Here is a 14,885-nt window from a genome sequence, read left to right on the forward strand (position 1 = left end):
CGGTGACCACCCCCGGGCTCGCCGACGAGCCGACCGGCTGGCCGCCCCTGCGCGCCGAGCTCCGAGGGCTGCGCCCCTACGGCGCACCCCAGCTCGACGTGCCGGTGCAGCTCAACGTCAACGAGAACCCCTACGGCCCCTCGCCCGAGTGCGTCGCCGACATCGCCGCCGCGGTGGCCGAGGCCGCCGGAGACCTCAACCGCTACCCCGACCGCGAGTTCACCGAGCTGCGCGAGGGGCTCGCGGCCTACCTCGACCGCGACGCCCCCTCCGGGATCACTGCTGACCAGGTGTGGGCGGCCAACGGGTCCAACGAGGTGATGCTGCAGATCCTCCAGGCCTTCGGCGGCCCGGGGCGCACGGCGCTGAGCTTCGCGCCGACGTACTCGATGTACCCCGAGTACGCCCGCGACTCGCTGACGGGCTGGGTGGTCGGCCACCGCGAGGAGGACTTCTCGCTCGACCTCGACCGCGCCCGCAGGCTGGTGCTCGAGCAGCGGCCGTCGGTCGTGCTGCTGCCGTCGCCCAACAACCCCACCGGCACCGCGCTGCCTCCCGAGGCGGTGACGACGCTGTGCGAGGCGGCCGCCGAGGGCGGCCACCACGGCCTCGTGGTCGTCGACGAGGCGTACGGCGAGTTCCGGCGGGCCGGCACCCCGAGCGCCCTCGAGCTCCTGCCGCGGCACCGCAACCTCGTGGTCACGCGCACGATGAGCAAGGCGTTCGCGCTGGCGGGGGCCCGCCTGGGCTACCTCGCCGCCGACCCCTCGATCTGCGACGCGATCCGCGTCGTCCGGCTGCCCTACCACCTCTCCGCCGTGACGCAGGCCGTCGCGCTGGCCGCGCTGCGGCACGCGCCCGAGCTGCTCGGCAAGGTCGACGAGCTCCGGGCGGAGCGCGACGCGACGGTCCGCTGGCTCCGGGAGCAGGGGCTCGAGGTCGCCGACAGCGACGCCAACTTCGCGCTCTTCGGGCGCTTCGAGGACCGTCACGCCGTGTGGGAGGGTCTGCTGAAGCGGGGCGTGCTGATCCGGGAGGTCGGCCCCGAGGGCTGGTTGCGGGTCTCGATCGGCACGCCCGCCGAGATGGCGGCGTTCCGTGACGCACTGACGCAGGTCCTGGCATCGGCCGGGGTCGAGGAAGGACAGCACTGATGAGCAGGACCGCACGCATCGAGCGGGAGACCAAGGAGTCCAAGGTCCTCGTCGAGCTCGACGTCGACGGCACCGGCCGGGCCGACGTCAGCACCGGCGTCGGCTTCTACGACCACATGCTCTCGTCGTTCGCCCGGCACTCCCTGGTCGACCTGACGGTGCAGACCGAGGGCGACCTCCACATCGACGCCCACCACACCGTCGAGGACACCGCGATCGTGCTCGGCCAGGCGCTGCGCGAGGCCCTCGGCGACAAGCGCGGGATCCGCCGCTTCGGCGACGCCACCGTGCCGCTCGACGAGGCGCTGGTGCAGGCCGTGGTCGACCTCTCGGGCCGCCCCTACTGCGTCCACACCGGGGAGCCCGACGAGCAGGCGTACGTCGCCATCGGCGGCAGCACCGGCCCGGCGTTCCAGGGCTCGCTGACCCGCCACGTGTTCGAGACGATCGCGTTCCACGCCCAGCTGGCGCTGCACGTGCGGGTGCTGGCCGGGCGCGACCCGCACCACCTGGTGGAGACGCAGTTCAAGGCGTTCGCGCGGGCCTTCCGCGACGCCGCGTCCCACGACCCCCGCGAGCTCGGCGTCCCGTCCACCAAGGGCACCCTCTGACGATGAAGCGAGTCACCGTCCTCGACTACGGGTCGGGGAACCTCCGCTCCGCCGTGCGTGCCCTCGAGCGGGCCGGCGCCGAGGTCACGCTCTCGTCCGACCGGCACGTGGCGGAGGAGGCCGAGGGCCTCGTGGTCCCGGGCGTCGGCGCCTTCGCGGCCTGCATGGCCGGGCTGCGTGCCGTCGACGGGCCGCGCGCCATCGGCCGCCGCCTCGCCGGGGGCCGCCCGGTGCTCGGCATCTGCGTGGGCATGCAGGTGCTGTTCGCCCGCGGCGTCGAGCACGGCGTCGAGACCGAGGGCTGCGACGAGTGGCCGGGCGTCGTGGAGCGGCTCCAGGCGCCGGTCGTGCCGCACATGGGCTGGAACACCGTCGACGTGCCGGAGGGCTCCCAGCTCTTCGCGGGCATCGAGGACGAGCGCTTCTTCTTCGTGCACTCCTACGGCGTCCGCGAGTGGACCCTGGTCACCAACGACCGGACCCGTGCGCCGCTCGTCACCTGGGCCCAGACCGGTCCTACGGAGCACGGCGGAGACCGCTTCGTGGCCGCGGTCGAGAACGGCCCGCTGAGCGCCACCCAGTTCCACCCCGAGAAGTCCGGGGACGCGGGGGCGGCGCTGCTGCGCTCGTGGGTGCAGTCGCTCTAGGACGATGAGCAAGGAACGACAGCGCCGCCGCGCGGAGCGCGAGCGCGAGGCGGCGATCCGGGCCGCCGCGCGCGCGGCCGAGCAGGAGCGGCGGCAGCGTCGCGAGGCCCGTCGCCGGGCTCTCTCCCACTCCCTGACCGGGTGGGTGCCGCGGCCGCGGTGGCGGCCCGGCCTGCTCGCCCGGCGACGCAGGCGGGAGGTCGCCGGCACCGTGGCGGTGCTGCTCGTCCTCAATCTGCTGCTCTGGCTGGTCCGCGACGACGCCGCCGCCCGCGTCCTCGGCCTGCTCGTCAGCCTGCTCGTCGCCCCCGTCGTCCACACCATGCTGTTCCGCCGCCGCTGAGCTCTGCAGACCCATCCACCCCCGACTCCTAGGATCGAACCCATGGCCTACCTCGAGCTGCTGCCCGCCGTCGACATCGCCGGAGGGCAGGCCGTCCAGCTGGTACAGGGTGTCGCCGGCTCCGAGAAACGCTTCGGCGACCCCGTCGAGGCCGCGCTGCGCTGGCAGGAGGCCGGCGCCGAGTGGATCCACCTCGTGGACCTCGACGCGGCCTTCGGGCGCGGCCACAACCGCGAGCTGCAGGCGAAGATCGTCGGCACCCTCGACATCAAGGTCGAGATGAGCGGCGGCATCCGCGACGACGAGTCGCTCGCCGCCGCGATGGCGACGGGCTGCCGGCGCGTCAACATCGGCACCGCCGCCCTCGAGCAGCCGGAGTGGTGTGCGGCCGCCATCGCCGAGTACGGCGACCGGGTGGCCGTGGGCCTCGACGTGCGCGGCCGGACCCTGGCCGCGCGCGGCTGGACCCGCGAGGGCGGCGACCTCTACGACGTGCTGGCCCGCCTCGACGCCGAGGGTTGTGCCCGCTACGTCGTCACCGACGTCAACAAGGACGGCATGCTCCAGGGCCCCAACCTGCAGCTGCTGGGCGACGTCTGCGCGGCCACAGACCGTCCCGTGGTCGCCTCCGGCGGCATCACCGAGCTCGCCGACCTCGAGGCGCTCCAGGGCCTCGTGGAGGAGGGCGTGGAGGGCGCGATCATCGGCACCGCGCTCTACGAGGGCCGCTTCACCCTCGAGGACGCGCTGCTGCTCACCCTTCCTCAGGGGCACCAGGGCCGCGAGGGGTCCGCATGAGCCTCGCCGTCCGCGTCATCCCGTGCCTCGACGTCGACGCCGGCCGGGTCGTCAAGGGCGTCCGTTTCGAGGGGCTCCGCGACGCCGGTGACCCCGTCGAGCTGGCCAAGCTCTACGACAGCGAGGGTGCCGACGAGTTGACCTTCCTCGACATCTCGGCCTCCCACGAGGGCCGGGCGACAACGATGGAGATCGTGTCGGCCACGGCCGAGCAGGTCTTCATCCCGCTCACCGTGGGTGGCGGCGTGTCCGCGGTCGAGGACGTCGACCGGCTGCTGCGCGCCGGGGCCGACAAGATCGCCGTCAACACCAGCGCCGTCCGGCGTCCGGAGCTCGTCGCCGAGATCGCCGACCGGTTCGGCAGCCAGGTGCTGGTGCTCTCGGTGGACGCCCGTCGGGCGCAGGGCACCGACTCCGGCTTCGAGGTCACGACCCACGGCGGCCGTCAGTCGGCCGGGCTCGACGCGCTGGAGTGGGCCGCCCGGGGCGCCGAGCTGGGCGCGGGGGAGATCCTGCTCAACGCCATGGACGCCGACGGCACCAAGGACGGCTTCGACCTCGAGCTGATCCGCGCGGTTCGGCGCGAGGTCACCATCCCGGTCGTCGCCTCCGGCGGCGCCGGCGCCGTCGAGCACTTCCCGCCGGCGGTCGAAGCGGGCGCCGACGCCGTCCTGGCCGCGAGCGTCTTCCACTTCGGCACGCTGCGGGTCGGCGACGTCAAGCAGGAGCTCGCGCGGGCCGGCCACCCCGTCCGTTGACCGTGTGAGGCCCGGGAGCGGGGGTACGGGCTGCCACCCCCGGAACCACCAGGAGCCCTGATGAGCCACCTGCTCAGCCGTGTCATGTCGGCCGCGACCGCGTCGTACGCCGTCTTCGCCCTCGCGAAGCCGGAGCACCTCGCGAACGCCATGGAGGCCGACCCGGACGAGCGCGAGTTCTACGACTCGCTCGCCCGCGGCTACGGAGTGCGCGACCTCGCGATCGGCGCGCTCGGCATCGCCGGTCCGGCCTCGGCCGTCCCGGCGGCGATGGGGCTGCGGATCGCCTCAGACCTGGCTGACGCGGCGATCCTCGCCGTCCGGGCGCCGGACCGGACGATCCGGGCCAAGGTCCTCGGCGTGACGCTGGGCTGGGCGGCCCTCAACGCCGCCGCGCTGGCCGCCGACCGGCGCCGGGCCGCCTAGCCTCCGGGGCTAGAAGCCCAGCGACGCCTCGCGCAGCCGCGCCATCCCGTCCGCCGGGCCCTCGGCCTCGACGTCGCGGACCTGTCGGCGGCCGTGGAGCCGCAGCACCACCTCTGCGGGGGGCCCGGAGACCACCACGGGGTCGTCGCCCGGCCGCAACGTGATCGTGTCGCCGGTGTCGGTGCGTCGGGCCTGCAGCGGCACTCCGGCGTTGCGGACGAGGCCGCGGCCGGTGAGTCGGAGGCCGCGCCACAGGGTGTCGAGGTCGGCGGTGGACAGCTCCCGCGGTTCCCAGCCCGGCTGGGCGCGGCGCAGGTCCTCGTGGTGCACGAAGAACTCGAGCGTGTTGAACAGCGGCTCGACCACCGGCGCGACGCCGGGGATGGGTCCCGGGCGCCGCACCCGCTCCACGAGCACGGTGAAGTCGCGGCGGGCCTGGCGCGCCATCGCACGGTCGGTCGCGCCGGCCAGCGGCGGGACTGCGATGCCCAGCGCGGCCAGCGGGCTGCGCTCGCGCACCAGCAGGTGGGCGACCAGCTCCTTGGCGTCCCAGTCGCCGCAGAGGGTGGGGGCGTCCTCGCCCACGGCCAGGGCGGTGTCGCACAGCGCGCGCCGCTCCCGGCGGGCGAGGGAGTCCTGGGTCATGCCGCGATCCTAGGTGCGCCCCGGTCACCGCTCCGGTGGCCGCCCCGGTGACCGCTGCCGTGGACGCTTGGCCGGTGACCTAGCCTGACCCCGGCAGGTGAGACCGGGGGCAGCCGGGGGTGACCGGAGGGGGAGTCGGACAGGTGACGGACGTGCAGGCCCAGCCCCGGGGGGCCACGACCCGTGAGGGCTTCGCGGTCCTCGGGGTCGCCATCAGGCGGGAGCCGTGGATCTTCGTCCTGTCCACCGTCGGCAGCGTGCTCTTCGCGGTGCTCACCGTCGCCGACGCGTGGGTGCTCGGCTGGGCGACCGACCACGTGCTGCTGCCGGCCTTCCGTGACGGCGAGATCTCCGGCAGCCTCCTCTGGGCGGTGCTGGCGCTGTTCGTCGGCGTCGCCGTCCTGCGCGCGGTCGGGATCGTGGCCCGCCGGCTCGGCGCGGGCGTCATGCAGTACCGCATGCAGGCCCACACCCGCCGAGGCGTGACCCGGCAGTACCTCTCGCTCCCCATGTCGTGGCACCAGCGCCACCCCACGGGCCAGCTGCTCTCCAACGCCTACTCCGACGTCGAGGCCGCGTGGGGGCCCATCGCGCCGCTGCCGATGGCGCTCGGCACCGTGGTGATGATGGCCATCGCGATCGTCCAGATGCTCCTCGCCGACGTCGTGATGGCACTGGTCGGGCTGCTGGTCTTCCCGGCGGTCGTCGCGGCCAACCTCGTCTACCAGCGGCTCGCGTCCCCGCTGATGACCCGGGCCCAGGGGCTGCGCGCCGAGGTCAGCGAGATCGCCCACGAGTCGTTCGACGGCGCGATGGTGGTCAAGACACTGGGCCGCGAGGGGGAGGAGACCGACCGCTTCACCGCCAAGGCCCACGAGCTGCGCGACGTCAACATCCGCGCCGGCCGCATCCGCGCGGCGTTCGACCCGACCCTGGCGGCCCTGCCCAACGTCGGCGTCCTGGTGGTGCTGGCGGTGGGGGTGGCCCGGGTGCTCGGCGGCCAGGCCGACGCCGGCGACGTCGTGACCGTCGCCTACCTGCTGACGATCGTCTCCTTCCCGATCCGCGCCATCGGCTGGCTGCTCGGCGAGTTCCCGCGCAGTTTGGTGGGCTTCCGCCGCACCAGTGCCGTGCTGGCCGCCCGCGGCGCCATCCCGTACGGCGACGCGTCGCTGCCCGCCACGGGGGGCGGCGCGCGGCTCGAGGTGGACGGCCTCGCCTACGCGTACGACGGCGGCCCGCCGCTGCTGCGCGACGTCAGCTTCACCGTCGAGCCCGGCCGCACCGTGGCCCTCGTGGGCGCGACCGCCTCCGGCAAGAGCACGATCACCAACCTGCTGACCCGCCTCGTCGACCCCGACAGCGGCGCCGTCCGGGTCGACGGGGTCGACCTGCGAGACCTGCGCCCGGGCGCGCTGGCCGAGTCGGTGGCGCTCGTGCCGCAGACCGCGTTCCTCTTCGACGACACCGTCCGGGGCAACGTCACGCTCGGCGCAGACGTCCCCGACGACGAGGTCTGGCGGGCACTGCGCGCAGCGCAGGCCGACGGCTTCGTCGCCGGCCTCGCCCACGGCCTCGACGCGCGGCTGGGGGAGCGCGGGACGTCGCTGTCCGGCGGCCAGCGGCAGCGGATCTCGCTGGCCCGGGCCCTGGTCCGCCGCCCCCGGCTGCTGGTGCTCGACGACGCCACCTCGGCCGTGGACCCCGAGGTCGAGGCCCGGATCCTCGCCACCCTCCGCGAGCAGGGCGGCGGCGCCACGCTCGTCGTCGTCGCCTACCGGAAGGCGACCATCGCGCTGGCCGACGAGGTGGTCCACCTCGACGGCGGGCGGATCGTCGACCGCGGCCCCCACGCCGAGCTGCTGCGCACGAGCCCCGCCTACGCCCGGCTGGTCAACGCCTACGAGCACGGGGAGCACGCATGAGCACCGCCGGCACGACCACGGGCGACGACCTCGCCCGCTCCGGCCCCCGCGTCGACACCGGCGAGTCGATCGGCGCCATCGCGACGATCCGCCGCGGCATGCGGATCTCTCCCGAGCTCTCGGAGGGCCTCGGGCTCACCCTGGTGCTCGCCGTCGTCGCCTCGCTCGGCCAGGTCGTGGTGCCGATCGCCGTGCAGCAGACCCTCGACCGCGGCCTCAGGGGACCCGGGGGACCCGACGTCTCCTTCGTCGTCTGGATGGGGGTCGCCGCTGCCGCCGCGATCGCGCTGACCAGCGGGGCGTCGTACCTCATGACGAGCCGGCTGTTCACCACCTCCGAGCGCGGCCTGGCGACGCTGCGCATCAAGGCCTTCCGCCACGTCCACGACCTGCCGCTGCTCACCCAGAACACCGAGCGCCGCGGCGCCCTCGTCTCGCGGGTCACCACCGACGTCGACCAGGTCAGCCAGTTCCTCGTCTTCGGCGGCCTGCTCTTCATCGTGAGCATCGGCCAGATGCTGGTCGCGACCGTGATCATGGTGGTCTACAGCTGGCAGCTCGCCCTCGTCGTCTGGCTGTGCTTCGCGCCGCTGTTCCTCTCCATCCGCTACTTCCAGCGCAAGCTCTCCGAGGCGTACGGCATCGTCCGCCACCAGGTCGGCGTGCTGCTCTCCGCCATCTCCGAGCCGGTCGTCGGCACCGCCGTGGTCCGCTCCTACGCGATCGAGGACCGCACCCAGGGCCGCATCGACACCGCCATCGACGACTACAAGGCCGCCAGCGTCCGGGCCCAGAAGTTCACGGTCGTCTCCTTCTCGCTCGGCGGCATCTCGGCCGGCCTCGCCAACGCCGGGGTCCTGATCGTGGGCGTGTGGCTCGGCTTCGTCGGCGACATGACCGCCGGCAAGGTGCTCGCGTTCGCGTTCCTGGTCACGCTCTTCGTGGGCCCGGTACAGATGGGCACCCAGATCCTCACCGACGCGCAGAACGCCATCGCCAGCTGGCGGCGCGTGATCGGCATCCTCGAGACCCCCGCGGACCTCGTCGACCCCGGTCCCGACGGCCGCGAGCTGCCGCGCGGGCCGATCGACGTCGAGCTCGACCACGTGACGTTCGCCTACCCCGGTGGGCCGCCGGTGCTGCGCGACGTGACGATGGGCATCGCCGCCGGCACCCGCGTCGCGATCGTGGGGGAGACCGGCTCGGGCAAGTCCACCTTCGCCAAGCTGCTGACCCGTCTGATGGACCCGGACCAGGGGTCCGTGCGGCTCGACGGCGTCGACGTCCGCGAGATCGCGGCCACCAGCCTGCGGCGCAGCGTGGTGCTGGTGCCGCAGGAGGGCTTCCTGTTCGACGACACCATCGCGGCGAACGTCCGCTACGGCCGCCTCGACGCGACCGAGGCCGAGATCCTCGCCGCCGCCGAGGAGCTCGGTCTCGCCGACTGGGTGGCGGGACTGCCGAACGGCCTGCGCACCCGGGTCGGCCAGCGCGGCGAGTCGCTCTCTGCGGGCGAGCGGCAGCTGGTCGCGCTGCTGCGGGCGCAGCTCGCGGACCCGGACCTGCTGGTCCTCGACGAGGCGACCAGCGCCGTCGACCCGGCGCTCGAGATGCGGATCGGGCGCGCCCTCGAGCGGCTGATGACGGGCCGCACGTCGGTCACGATCGCGCACCGCCTCACCACCGCGGAGAACGCCGACGAGGTCGTCGTCGTCGACCGCGGCGAGGTGGTCCAGCGCGGCCCCCACGCGGAGCTGGTCGGTCAGGCCGGGGTGTACGCCGGTCTCCACGCCTCGTGGGTCGCCCAGCACGGGTGAGGGGGATACTGGGAGGCGTGACTTCCCTGGATCCCGCGGTGACCCACCGGGTGCGCTGGAACGCCGAGGGGCTCGTGCCCGCGGTCGTCCAGCAGCATGACACCGGCGAGGTGCTGATGCTCGGCTGGATGGACGACGAGGCGCTGGCCCGGACGCTGACGACCGGGCGGGCGACGTACTGGAGCCGCTCTCGCCGCGAGTACTGGGTCAAGGGCGAGACCAGCGGAAACCGGCAGTGGGTCAAGGAGGTCCGCCTCGACTGCGACGGCGACACCCTGCTCGTGAAGGTCCAGCAGGAGGGCGCCGCGTGCCACACGGGTGACCGCACCTGCTTCGACGCCGACCTCCTGCTCGCCGATGGCTGAGGGTCGGGGCGCCGCGGGAGCGAGGGGCACCTTCGGCCCGGTCGTCGCGCTCGGCCTGGCCGCCGGCATCCTCGCCGCGGTCGCGGGCGCGCGGCCGTGGGTCGTCGACGGCGGTGCCTCCGGGGGCGCGGCCGCGTCCGACCCGCTCGGGCTCGTGGAGGCAGCGGGGGAGATGCCGCTGGCCTCGGCGCTGAGCCTGGTCGTGCTCGCGAGCTGGGGCGTGGTGCTCGTCACCCGCCGGCGGGTGCGCCGCGTGCTGACAGTGCTCGGCCTGCTCGCCTCCCTCGGCCTGGTCGCCACCGTGGTGACGGGCTGGTTCACGCTCCCCGACGACGTGGCCGCGGCCCTGCTCGAGCTGCAGCCCGGCGGGGGCGAGCCGGAGACGGCCGTGTCCGGCTGGTTCTGGGGCGCGGCCGCCGGGTCGCTGGGCTCGGTGGTCGCCACCGCGCTCGCGGTGAGGTGGGTCCCTGCCTGGCCCGAGATGGGCAGCCGCTACGACGCGCCGGCCGACTCCGGGCGGCCGGGGCGCGACCGCGACGCGGCGGCGCCGGCCGACACCGACACCGTGGGCCTCGACCTGTGGCGGGCCATGGACGAGGGGCGTGACCCGACCGTCCGAGAGGACCCCCAGACCCCCTAGACTTGGCCCCGATCCGCACGTAACGCCTCGAGGAGCACGCATGGCAGACAACCACGGCAACACCCCTGCGGCCTGGGCCGCCGTCGCGACCGCGCTGCTCGGGTTCGTGGTGGGGGGCGTCGCGCTCATGCTCGAGCCGGTCAGCCTGAGCCTGTTCTGGGTCGGCTGCGCGCTCGCCGGGGCCTCGCTGGTGGTCTTCGCCGTGATGGCCAAGCTGGGCTTCCACACCTCCGGCCACTGACCGTGTCCGTCCTCGACGACATCGTCGCGGGCGTCCGGATCGACCTCGCCCGCCGCGAGGAGCGCACGCCCGCGGCGGACCTGCGCGCGGCGCTGGCCGACGTCCCGGCCCCGCGTGACCCGATGCCCCACTTCCGGGCGCCGGGCTCCTCCGTCATCGCGGAGGTCAAGCGGCGCAGCCCGAGCAAGGGCGACCTCGCCGAGATCCCCGACCCCGCGGAGCTCGCCGCCGCCTACGCCCGTGGCGGTGCCGCGGCGATCAGCGTGCTGACCGAGGAGCGCCGCTTCGGCGGCAGCCTCGACGACCTGCGCGCCGTCCGCGCCGCCGTCGACGTCCCGCTGCTGCGCAAGGACTTCATCGTCACGTCCTACCAGCTGCTCGAGGCCCGGGCCGCCGGCGCCGACCTGGTGCTGCTGATCGTGGCGGCGCTCGACACCGACGAGCTGCGGCGGCTCCACGACGAGGCCCGCGAGCTCGGCATGACCGTGCTGGTGGAGGTCCATGACGAGCCGGAGACCGAGCGCGCGGTCGCGCTCGGCGCCGAGCTGGTCGGGGTCAACGCCCGCAACCTCAAGACGCTGGACGTCGACCCCGCCACCTTGGGTCGGCTGGCACCCTTGGTCCCGCAGGACCGTGTGCTCGTCGCGGAGTCCGGCATCGCCGGCCCGGCCGACGTGGCGCGCTACGTGGGTGAGGGCGCCCGGGTGGTCCTGGTCGGGGAGTCGCTCGTCCGTGACGGCGACCCCGAGGCAGCCGTCCGCGCGATGACAGGAGTGGGTTCGTGACGACGTACGACGTCGATGCCCGTGGTTTCTTCGGCGACTTCGGGGGCCGGTTCATGCCGGAGGCCCTCGTCGCCGCGCTCGACGAGCTCACCGACGCGTGGCACGCCGCGATGGCCGACCCGGAGTTCACCGCCGAGTTCGACCAGGTGCTGCGCGAGTACGCCGGGCTCCCGAGCCCGCTCTACCTCGCCGAGCGGCTCAGCGAGCAGGTCGGCTGCCGGATCCTGCTCAAGCGCGAGGACCTCAACCACACCGGTGCCCACAAGATCCGCAACGTGCTCGGCCAGGCGCTGCTCACCAAGCGGATGGGCAAGACGCGGGTCATCGCCGAGACCGGCGCCGGCCAGCACGGTGTCGCCAGCGCGACCGCCGCCGCCTACTTCGGCCTCGACTGCACCGTCTACATGGGCGCCGTCGACACCCGCCGTCAGGCGCTCAACGTCGCCCGGATGAACCTCCTCGGGGCGAAGGTGGTGCCCGTGGAGTCGGGCAGCGCCACGCTCAAGGACGCCATCAACGAGGCGCTCCGCGACTGGGTCGCCTCGGTCGACCACACGGCGTACCTCTTCGGGACCGCGGCCGGGCCGCACCCCTTCCCGAGCATGGTGCGCGACTTCACCCGGGGCATCGGCGACGAGTCGCGCCAGCAGTGCCTCGACCGCTTCGGCCGGCTCCCGGACGCCGTGACCGCGTGCGTCGGCGGCGGCTCCAACGCCATCGGCATGTTCACCGCGTTCCTCGACGACGACGTCGAGATCTACGGCTTCGAGGCCGGCGGCGACGGCGTGGAGACCGGCCGTCACGCCGCGACCATCGTCGCGGGGGAGAGCGGGGTTCTCCACGGCGCCCGTACCTACGTCCTGCAGGACGAGGACGGCCAGACCGTCGAGTCCCACTCGATCTCCGCGGGCCTCGACTACCCGGGCGTCGGGCCGCAGCACGCCCACCTCGCCAAGTCGGGGCGCGCCACCTACCTGCCCGTGACGGACACCGAGGCGATGGAGGCGATGGCGCTCCTCAGCCGGACCGAAGGCATCATCCCCGCCATCGAGACCGCCCACGCCGTCGCGGGCTCGCTCGAGGTCGCGAGGCGACTGGCGGCCGAGAAGGGCCCCGAGGCCACGGTGCTGATCAACCTCAGCGGCCGCGGCGACAAGGACATGGGCACCGCCATCGAGTGGTTCGGGCTCGGCGACCCCGACCGCGACACCGCCGAGCCGGTCGGCGACCCCGACACCGACCCCCGCGCCACGGAAGGACCACGGTGACCGTCTCCACCGCGTTCGACAAGGCCCGCGGCGAGGGCCGCGGGGCCCTGGTCGGCTACCTCCCCGCCGGCTTCCCCGACGTCGACGGCGGCATCGACGCGCTGCGCGCCATGGTGGACGCCGGCTGCGACGTCATAGAGGTCGGCCTGCCCTACACCGACCCGGTCATGGACGGCCCGACGATCCAGGCCGCGGCGCAGCAGGCGCTCGAGGGCGGCACCCGCACCCGCGACGTGCTGCGCACGGTCGAGGCGGTCGCGGCCACCGGCACGCCCACCGTCGTGATGACCTACTGGAACCCCGTCGAGCGCTACGGCGTCGCCCGCTGGGCCGCCGACCTCGCCTCGGCGGGCGGCTCCGGCCTGATCACGCCCGACCTGACACCAGACAGCGCCGCGGAGTGGGTGGCCGCTGCCGACGAGCACGACCTCGACAAGATCTTCCTGGTCGCGCCGAGCTCGACCGACAGCCGGATCGCCATGACGACCGCCGCCTGCCGTGGCTTCGTCTACGCCACCGCCGTCATGGGCGTCACCGGCACCCGCGCCACCACCAGCGACCTCTCCGCGCCGCTCGTCGAGCGCACCCGCGCCACGACCGACCTGCCCGTCGCGGTGGGCCTCGGCGTCAGCACCCGCGAGCAGGCGGCCGAGGTCGCGTCGTACGCCGACGGCGTGATCGTCGGCTCGGCGTTCGTCCGGACGCTCCTCGACCACGCGGACGACCGCGCGGCAGGGCTCGCGGCCCTGCGCGGCCTCACCGAGGAGCTCGCGGCCGGGGTGCGCGGTGGCTGAGTCCCGACGCCTTCCCGGGCGGCGGGCGCTGCGGCTCGCGGCCGCGGGGCTGGCGCTGGCGCTCGCGGCCGGCTGCGCCTCGAGCGGTGCCGACGGGGCCTCGTCCACCGACGGCGGCTACCACGGCGCCGTCCTCGACCAGCAGTACGTCGTCCCGGAGACGCCGCTCGTCGACACCGACGGCGAGCCCTTCTCGCTCGCCGACGACACCGACGAGCCCCTGACGCTCGTCTTCTTCGGCTACACCAACTGCCCCGACATCTGCCAGGCGGTGCTGGCCTCGCTCGCCTCCGCCAAGACGCGGCTCGACGAGGCCGACCGCGAGCGGGTCGAGGTGGTCTTCGTGACCACCGACCCGGCGCGTGACGACGAGGCCGCGGTGCGCGACTACCTCGACCGCTTCGACCCGGAGTTCATCGGGCTCACCGGCGACCTCGACACGATCATCGAGGTCGGCCGCCCGCTGGCGGTCGCCGTCGAGAAGGGTGAGCGGCTGCCGTCGGGCGGCTACGAGGTCACCCACGGCACGCAGGTCACCGCGGTGACCTCCGACGACCGGGTGCCGCTGGTGTGGACCCAGGGCACCTCCTCGGCCCAGTTCGCCGAGGACATCCACCGGCTGCTCCAGGACGGCGCGTGAGAGGGTGCCTGACGTGCTGCCCCTGCTGACCGTCCTCTCGATCCCCAGCCCCTCCAGCGGCGTCTGGGAGCTCGGCCCGGTCCCGCTGCGCGGCTACGCGCTCTGCATCATCCTCGGCATCGTCGCCGCGATCTGGATCGGCGAGAAGCGCTGGGTCGCCCGCGGCGGCACGGCCGGCGAGGTCAGCGACCTCGCGGTCTGGGCGGTCCCGTTCGGGCTCGTGGGCGGCCGGATCTACCACGTCGCCACCGACTGGCAGCTCTACTTCGGCGAGGGACAGGACCCCGTCTCCGCGCTGTACCTGTGGCGCGGCGGGCTCGGCGTGTGGGGCGCCATCGCGTTCGGCGCGCTCGGGGTCGTGATCGGCGCCCGGCGGCGCGGCATCAAGCTGCTCCCGATCCTCGACGCCATGGCGCCCGGTGTGCTCGTCGCGCAGGCGATCGGGCGCTGGGGCAACTGGTTCAACCAGGAGCTGTTCGGCGGGCCGACGGACCTGCCCTGGGGCCTCGAGATCGACCTCGCCCACCGCCCTGCCGACTACCTCGACGCCACGACGTTCCACCCGACGTTCCTCTACGAGTTCGTCTGGAACCTGCTGGCGTTCGCCGTGGTGATCTGGCTCGACCGACGGCTCCGGCTGGGCCACGGCCGGGTGCTCGCGCTCTACGTGATGGCCTACACCCTGGGCCGCGGCTGGATCGAGATGCTGCGCATCGACGAGGTGCAGATGGCCGACGTGCTCGGCCTCCGGCTGAACGTCTGGACCTCGATCGTGCTGTTCGTCGCCGCGGCCGTCTACTTCGTCGTGGTGGGGCGTCGCCGACCGGGCCGCGAGGACCAGGTCTACCGCGACGGCCACGTGTCCGTCCCGTAGTCGGCCCCTCCTGCGCGGACCGACCGGGTGGTAGCCTGAGCCCTCGCTTGGGCCAACGTCGTCCCCTGCACGCTTGACTGCACCACCTCGCATGCCGACTCGTCGGCCTGGGCCCTCGCGGCGCCCGGCCGGCACCGACGACGACGGGAGAATG

At 74.1% G+C, this 14,885-nt stretch carries 18 protein-coding genes; 17 read left to right on the top strand and 1 reads right to left on the bottom strand.

The window, feature by feature from the left end; translation table 11 throughout:
- The first annotated feature begins 2 nt into the window (after positions 1–2).
- Genes ACFP2E_RS03480 through ACFP2E_RS03510 form a run of 7 tightly spaced genes read left to right on the top strand, consistent with a single transcriptional unit; the run spans position 3 to position 4,737 of the window.
- The gene (locus tag ACFP2E_RS03480) at positions 3–1,154 is read left to right on the top strand and encodes a histidinol-phosphate transaminase (protein WP_378521265.1); all 1,152 of its coding nucleotides are present in this window, start codon (positions 3–5) and stop codon (positions 1,152–1,154) included.
- Entirely contained in the window at positions 1,154–1,765 is a 612-nt protein-coding gene (gene hisB / locus ACFP2E_RS03485; RefSeq protein WP_378521264.1) for an imidazoleglycerol-phosphate dehydratase HisB, read from the top strand. Before ACFP2E_RS03480 ends, hisB begins: the two co-directional genes overlap by 1 nt.
- A gap of 2 nt (positions 1,766–1,767) precedes the next feature.
- Positions 1,768–2,412, top strand: a complete 645-nt coding sequence (gene hisH / locus ACFP2E_RS03490; RefSeq protein WP_378521263.1) for an imidazole glycerol phosphate synthase subunit HisH — start codon at positions 1,768–1,770, stop codon at positions 2,410–2,412.
- A gap of 4 nt (positions 2,413–2,416) precedes the next feature.
- The gene (locus ACFP2E_RS03495) at positions 2,417–2,755 is read left to right on the top strand and encodes a hypothetical protein (RefSeq protein ID WP_378521262.1); all 339 of its coding nucleotides are present in this window, start codon (positions 2,417–2,419) and stop codon (positions 2,753–2,755) included.
- A 42-nt stretch (positions 2,756–2,797) separates the two neighbouring features.
- Positions 2,798–3,553, top strand: a complete 756-nt coding sequence (priA, locus tag ACFP2E_RS03500; protein WP_378521261.1) for a bifunctional 1-(5-phosphoribosyl)-5-((5-phosphoribosylamino)methylideneamino)imidazole-4-carboxamide isomerase/phosphoribosylanthranilate isomerase PriA — start codon at positions 2,798–2,800, stop codon at positions 3,551–3,553.
- On the top strand, positions 3,550–4,311 hold the full coding sequence (gene hisF, locus ACFP2E_RS03505; protein WP_378521260.1) for an imidazole glycerol phosphate synthase subunit HisF: 762 nt from the start codon (positions 3,550–3,552) through the stop codon (positions 4,309–4,311). The genes priA and hisF overlap by 4 nt, the downstream gene beginning before the upstream one ends.
- A 60-nt stretch (positions 4,312–4,371) precedes the next feature.
- Entirely contained in the window at positions 4,372–4,737 is a 366-nt protein-coding gene (locus tag ACFP2E_RS03510; protein WP_378521259.1) for a hypothetical protein, read from the top strand.
- A 9-nt stretch (positions 4,738–4,746) separates the two neighbouring features.
- Here the strand turns inward: ACFP2E_RS03510 and ACFP2E_RS03515 are convergent, their stop codons facing one another.
- Positions 4,747–5,382, bottom strand: coding sequence for a TIGR03085 family metal-binding protein (locus tag ACFP2E_RS03515; protein WP_378521258.1), 636 nt, complete (start codon positions 5,380–5,382; stop codon positions 4,747–4,749).
- Positions 5,383–5,525: 143 nt separating this feature from the next.
- Between ACFP2E_RS03515 and ACFP2E_RS03520 the strand changes: the two genes are divergently transcribed.
- From ACFP2E_RS03520 to lgt, 10 genes are read left to right on the top strand one after another with little or no spacing between them, the layout of a single operon-like run.
- The gene (locus ACFP2E_RS03520; RefSeq protein WP_378521257.1) at positions 5,526–7,307 is read left to right on the top strand and encodes an ABC transporter ATP-binding protein; all 1,782 of its coding nucleotides are present in this window, start codon (positions 5,526–5,528) and stop codon (positions 7,305–7,307) included.
- Positions 7,304–9,124: an ABC transporter ATP-binding protein gene (locus tag ACFP2E_RS03525; RefSeq protein WP_378521256.1), complete on the top strand. Its 1,821-nt coding sequence runs from the start codon at positions 7,304–7,306 to the stop codon at positions 9,122–9,124. Before ACFP2E_RS03520 ends, ACFP2E_RS03525 begins: the two co-directional genes overlap by 4 nt.
- A 17-nt stretch (positions 9,125–9,141) precedes the next feature.
- Positions 9,142–9,489 carry a phosphoribosyl-AMP cyclohydrolase gene (gene hisI, locus ACFP2E_RS03530; protein ID WP_378521255.1) on the top strand — a complete coding sequence of 116 codons (348 nt, stop codon included), beginning with the start codon at positions 9,142–9,144 and terminating at the stop codon, positions 9,487–9,489.
- Positions 9,482–10,129 (top strand): Trp biosynthesis-associated membrane protein, encoded by a 648-nt coding sequence (locus ACFP2E_RS03535; protein ID WP_378521254.1) that lies wholly within the window; start codon positions 9,482–9,484, stop codon positions 10,127–10,129. Before hisI ends, ACFP2E_RS03535 begins: the two co-directional genes overlap by 8 nt.
- Positions 10,130–10,169: 40 nt before the next feature.
- Positions 10,170–10,370 (top strand): HGxxPAAW family protein, encoded by a 201-nt coding sequence (locus ACFP2E_RS03540; protein WP_378521253.1) that lies wholly within the window; start codon positions 10,170–10,172, stop codon positions 10,368–10,370.
- Positions 10,371–10,372: 2 nt separating this feature from the next.
- Positions 10,373–11,155, top strand: a complete 783-nt coding sequence (trpC, locus tag ACFP2E_RS03545) for an indole-3-glycerol phosphate synthase TrpC (protein ID WP_378521252.1) — start codon at positions 10,373–10,375, stop codon at positions 11,153–11,155.
- Positions 11,152–12,423, top strand: coding sequence for a tryptophan synthase subunit beta (gene trpB / locus ACFP2E_RS03550; RefSeq protein WP_378521251.1), 1,272 nt, complete (start codon positions 11,152–11,154; stop codon positions 12,421–12,423). The genes trpC and trpB overlap by 4 nt, the downstream gene beginning before the upstream one ends.
- Complete coding sequence (gene trpA / locus ACFP2E_RS03555) at positions 12,420–13,217, top strand: tryptophan synthase subunit alpha (protein ID WP_378521250.1); 798 nt, start codon at positions 12,420–12,422, stop codon at positions 13,215–13,217. Before trpB ends, trpA begins: the two co-directional genes overlap by 4 nt.
- Positions 13,210–13,857 (top strand): SCO family protein, encoded by a 648-nt coding sequence (locus ACFP2E_RS03560; protein WP_378521249.1) that lies wholly within the window; start codon positions 13,210–13,212, stop codon positions 13,855–13,857. The genes trpA and ACFP2E_RS03560 overlap by 8 nt, the downstream gene beginning before the upstream one ends.
- Positions 13,858–13,870: 13 nt before the next feature.
- The gene (gene lgt, locus ACFP2E_RS03565; protein WP_378521248.1) at positions 13,871–14,731 is read left to right on the top strand and encodes a prolipoprotein diacylglyceryl transferase; all 861 of its coding nucleotides are present in this window, start codon (positions 13,871–13,873) and stop codon (positions 14,729–14,731) included.
- The last annotated feature ends 154 nt before the right edge of the window (positions 14,732–14,885 follow it).

Source organism: Nocardioides sp. GCM10027114 (assembly GCF_042659625.1).
Lineage (GTDB): Bacteria > Actinomycetota > Actinomycetes > Propionibacteriales > Nocardioidaceae > Nocardioides.

What these genes read in the sequence shown, in the direction of transcription:
- hisH (WP_378521263.1), top strand. Translation starts at nt 1,768, where the DNA reads ATGAAGCGAGTCACCGTCCTCGACTACGGGTCGGGGAACCTCCGCTCC.
- hisF (WP_378521260.1), top strand. Translation starts at nt 3,550, where the DNA reads ATGAGCCTCGCCGTCCGCGTCATCCCGTGCCTCGACGTCGACGCCGGC.
- priA (WP_378521261.1), top strand. Translation starts at nt 2,798, where the DNA reads ATGGCCTACCTCGAGCTGCTGCCCGCCGTCGACATCGCCGGAGGGCAG.
- ACFP2E_RS03495 (WP_378521262.1), top strand. Translation starts at nt 2,417, where the DNA reads ATGAGCAAGGAACGACAGCGCCGCCGCGCGGAGCGCGAGCGCGAGGCG.
- ACFP2E_RS03515 (WP_378521258.1), bottom strand. Translation starts at nt 5,382, where the DNA reads ATGACCCAGGACTCCCTCGCCCGCCGGGAGCGGCGCGCGCTGTGCGAC.
- ACFP2E_RS03525 (WP_378521256.1), top strand. Translation starts at nt 7,304, where the DNA reads ATGAGCACCGCCGGCACGACCACGGGCGACGACCTCGCCCGCTCCGGC.
- ACFP2E_RS03510 (WP_378521259.1), top strand. Translation starts at nt 4,372, where the DNA reads ATGAGCCACCTGCTCAGCCGTGTCATGTCGGCCGCGACCGCGTCGTAC.
- hisB (WP_378521264.1), top strand. Translation starts at nt 1,154, where the DNA reads ATGAGCAGGACCGCACGCATCGAGCGGGAGACCAAGGAGTCCAAGGTC.
- ACFP2E_RS03540 (WP_378521253.1), top strand. Translation starts at nt 10,170, where the DNA reads ATGGCAGACAACCACGGCAACACCCCTGCGGCCTGGGCCGCCGTCGCG.
- ACFP2E_RS03535 (WP_378521254.1), top strand. Translation starts at nt 9,482, where the DNA reads ATGGCTGAGGGTCGGGGCGCCGCGGGAGCGAGGGGCACCTTCGGCCCG.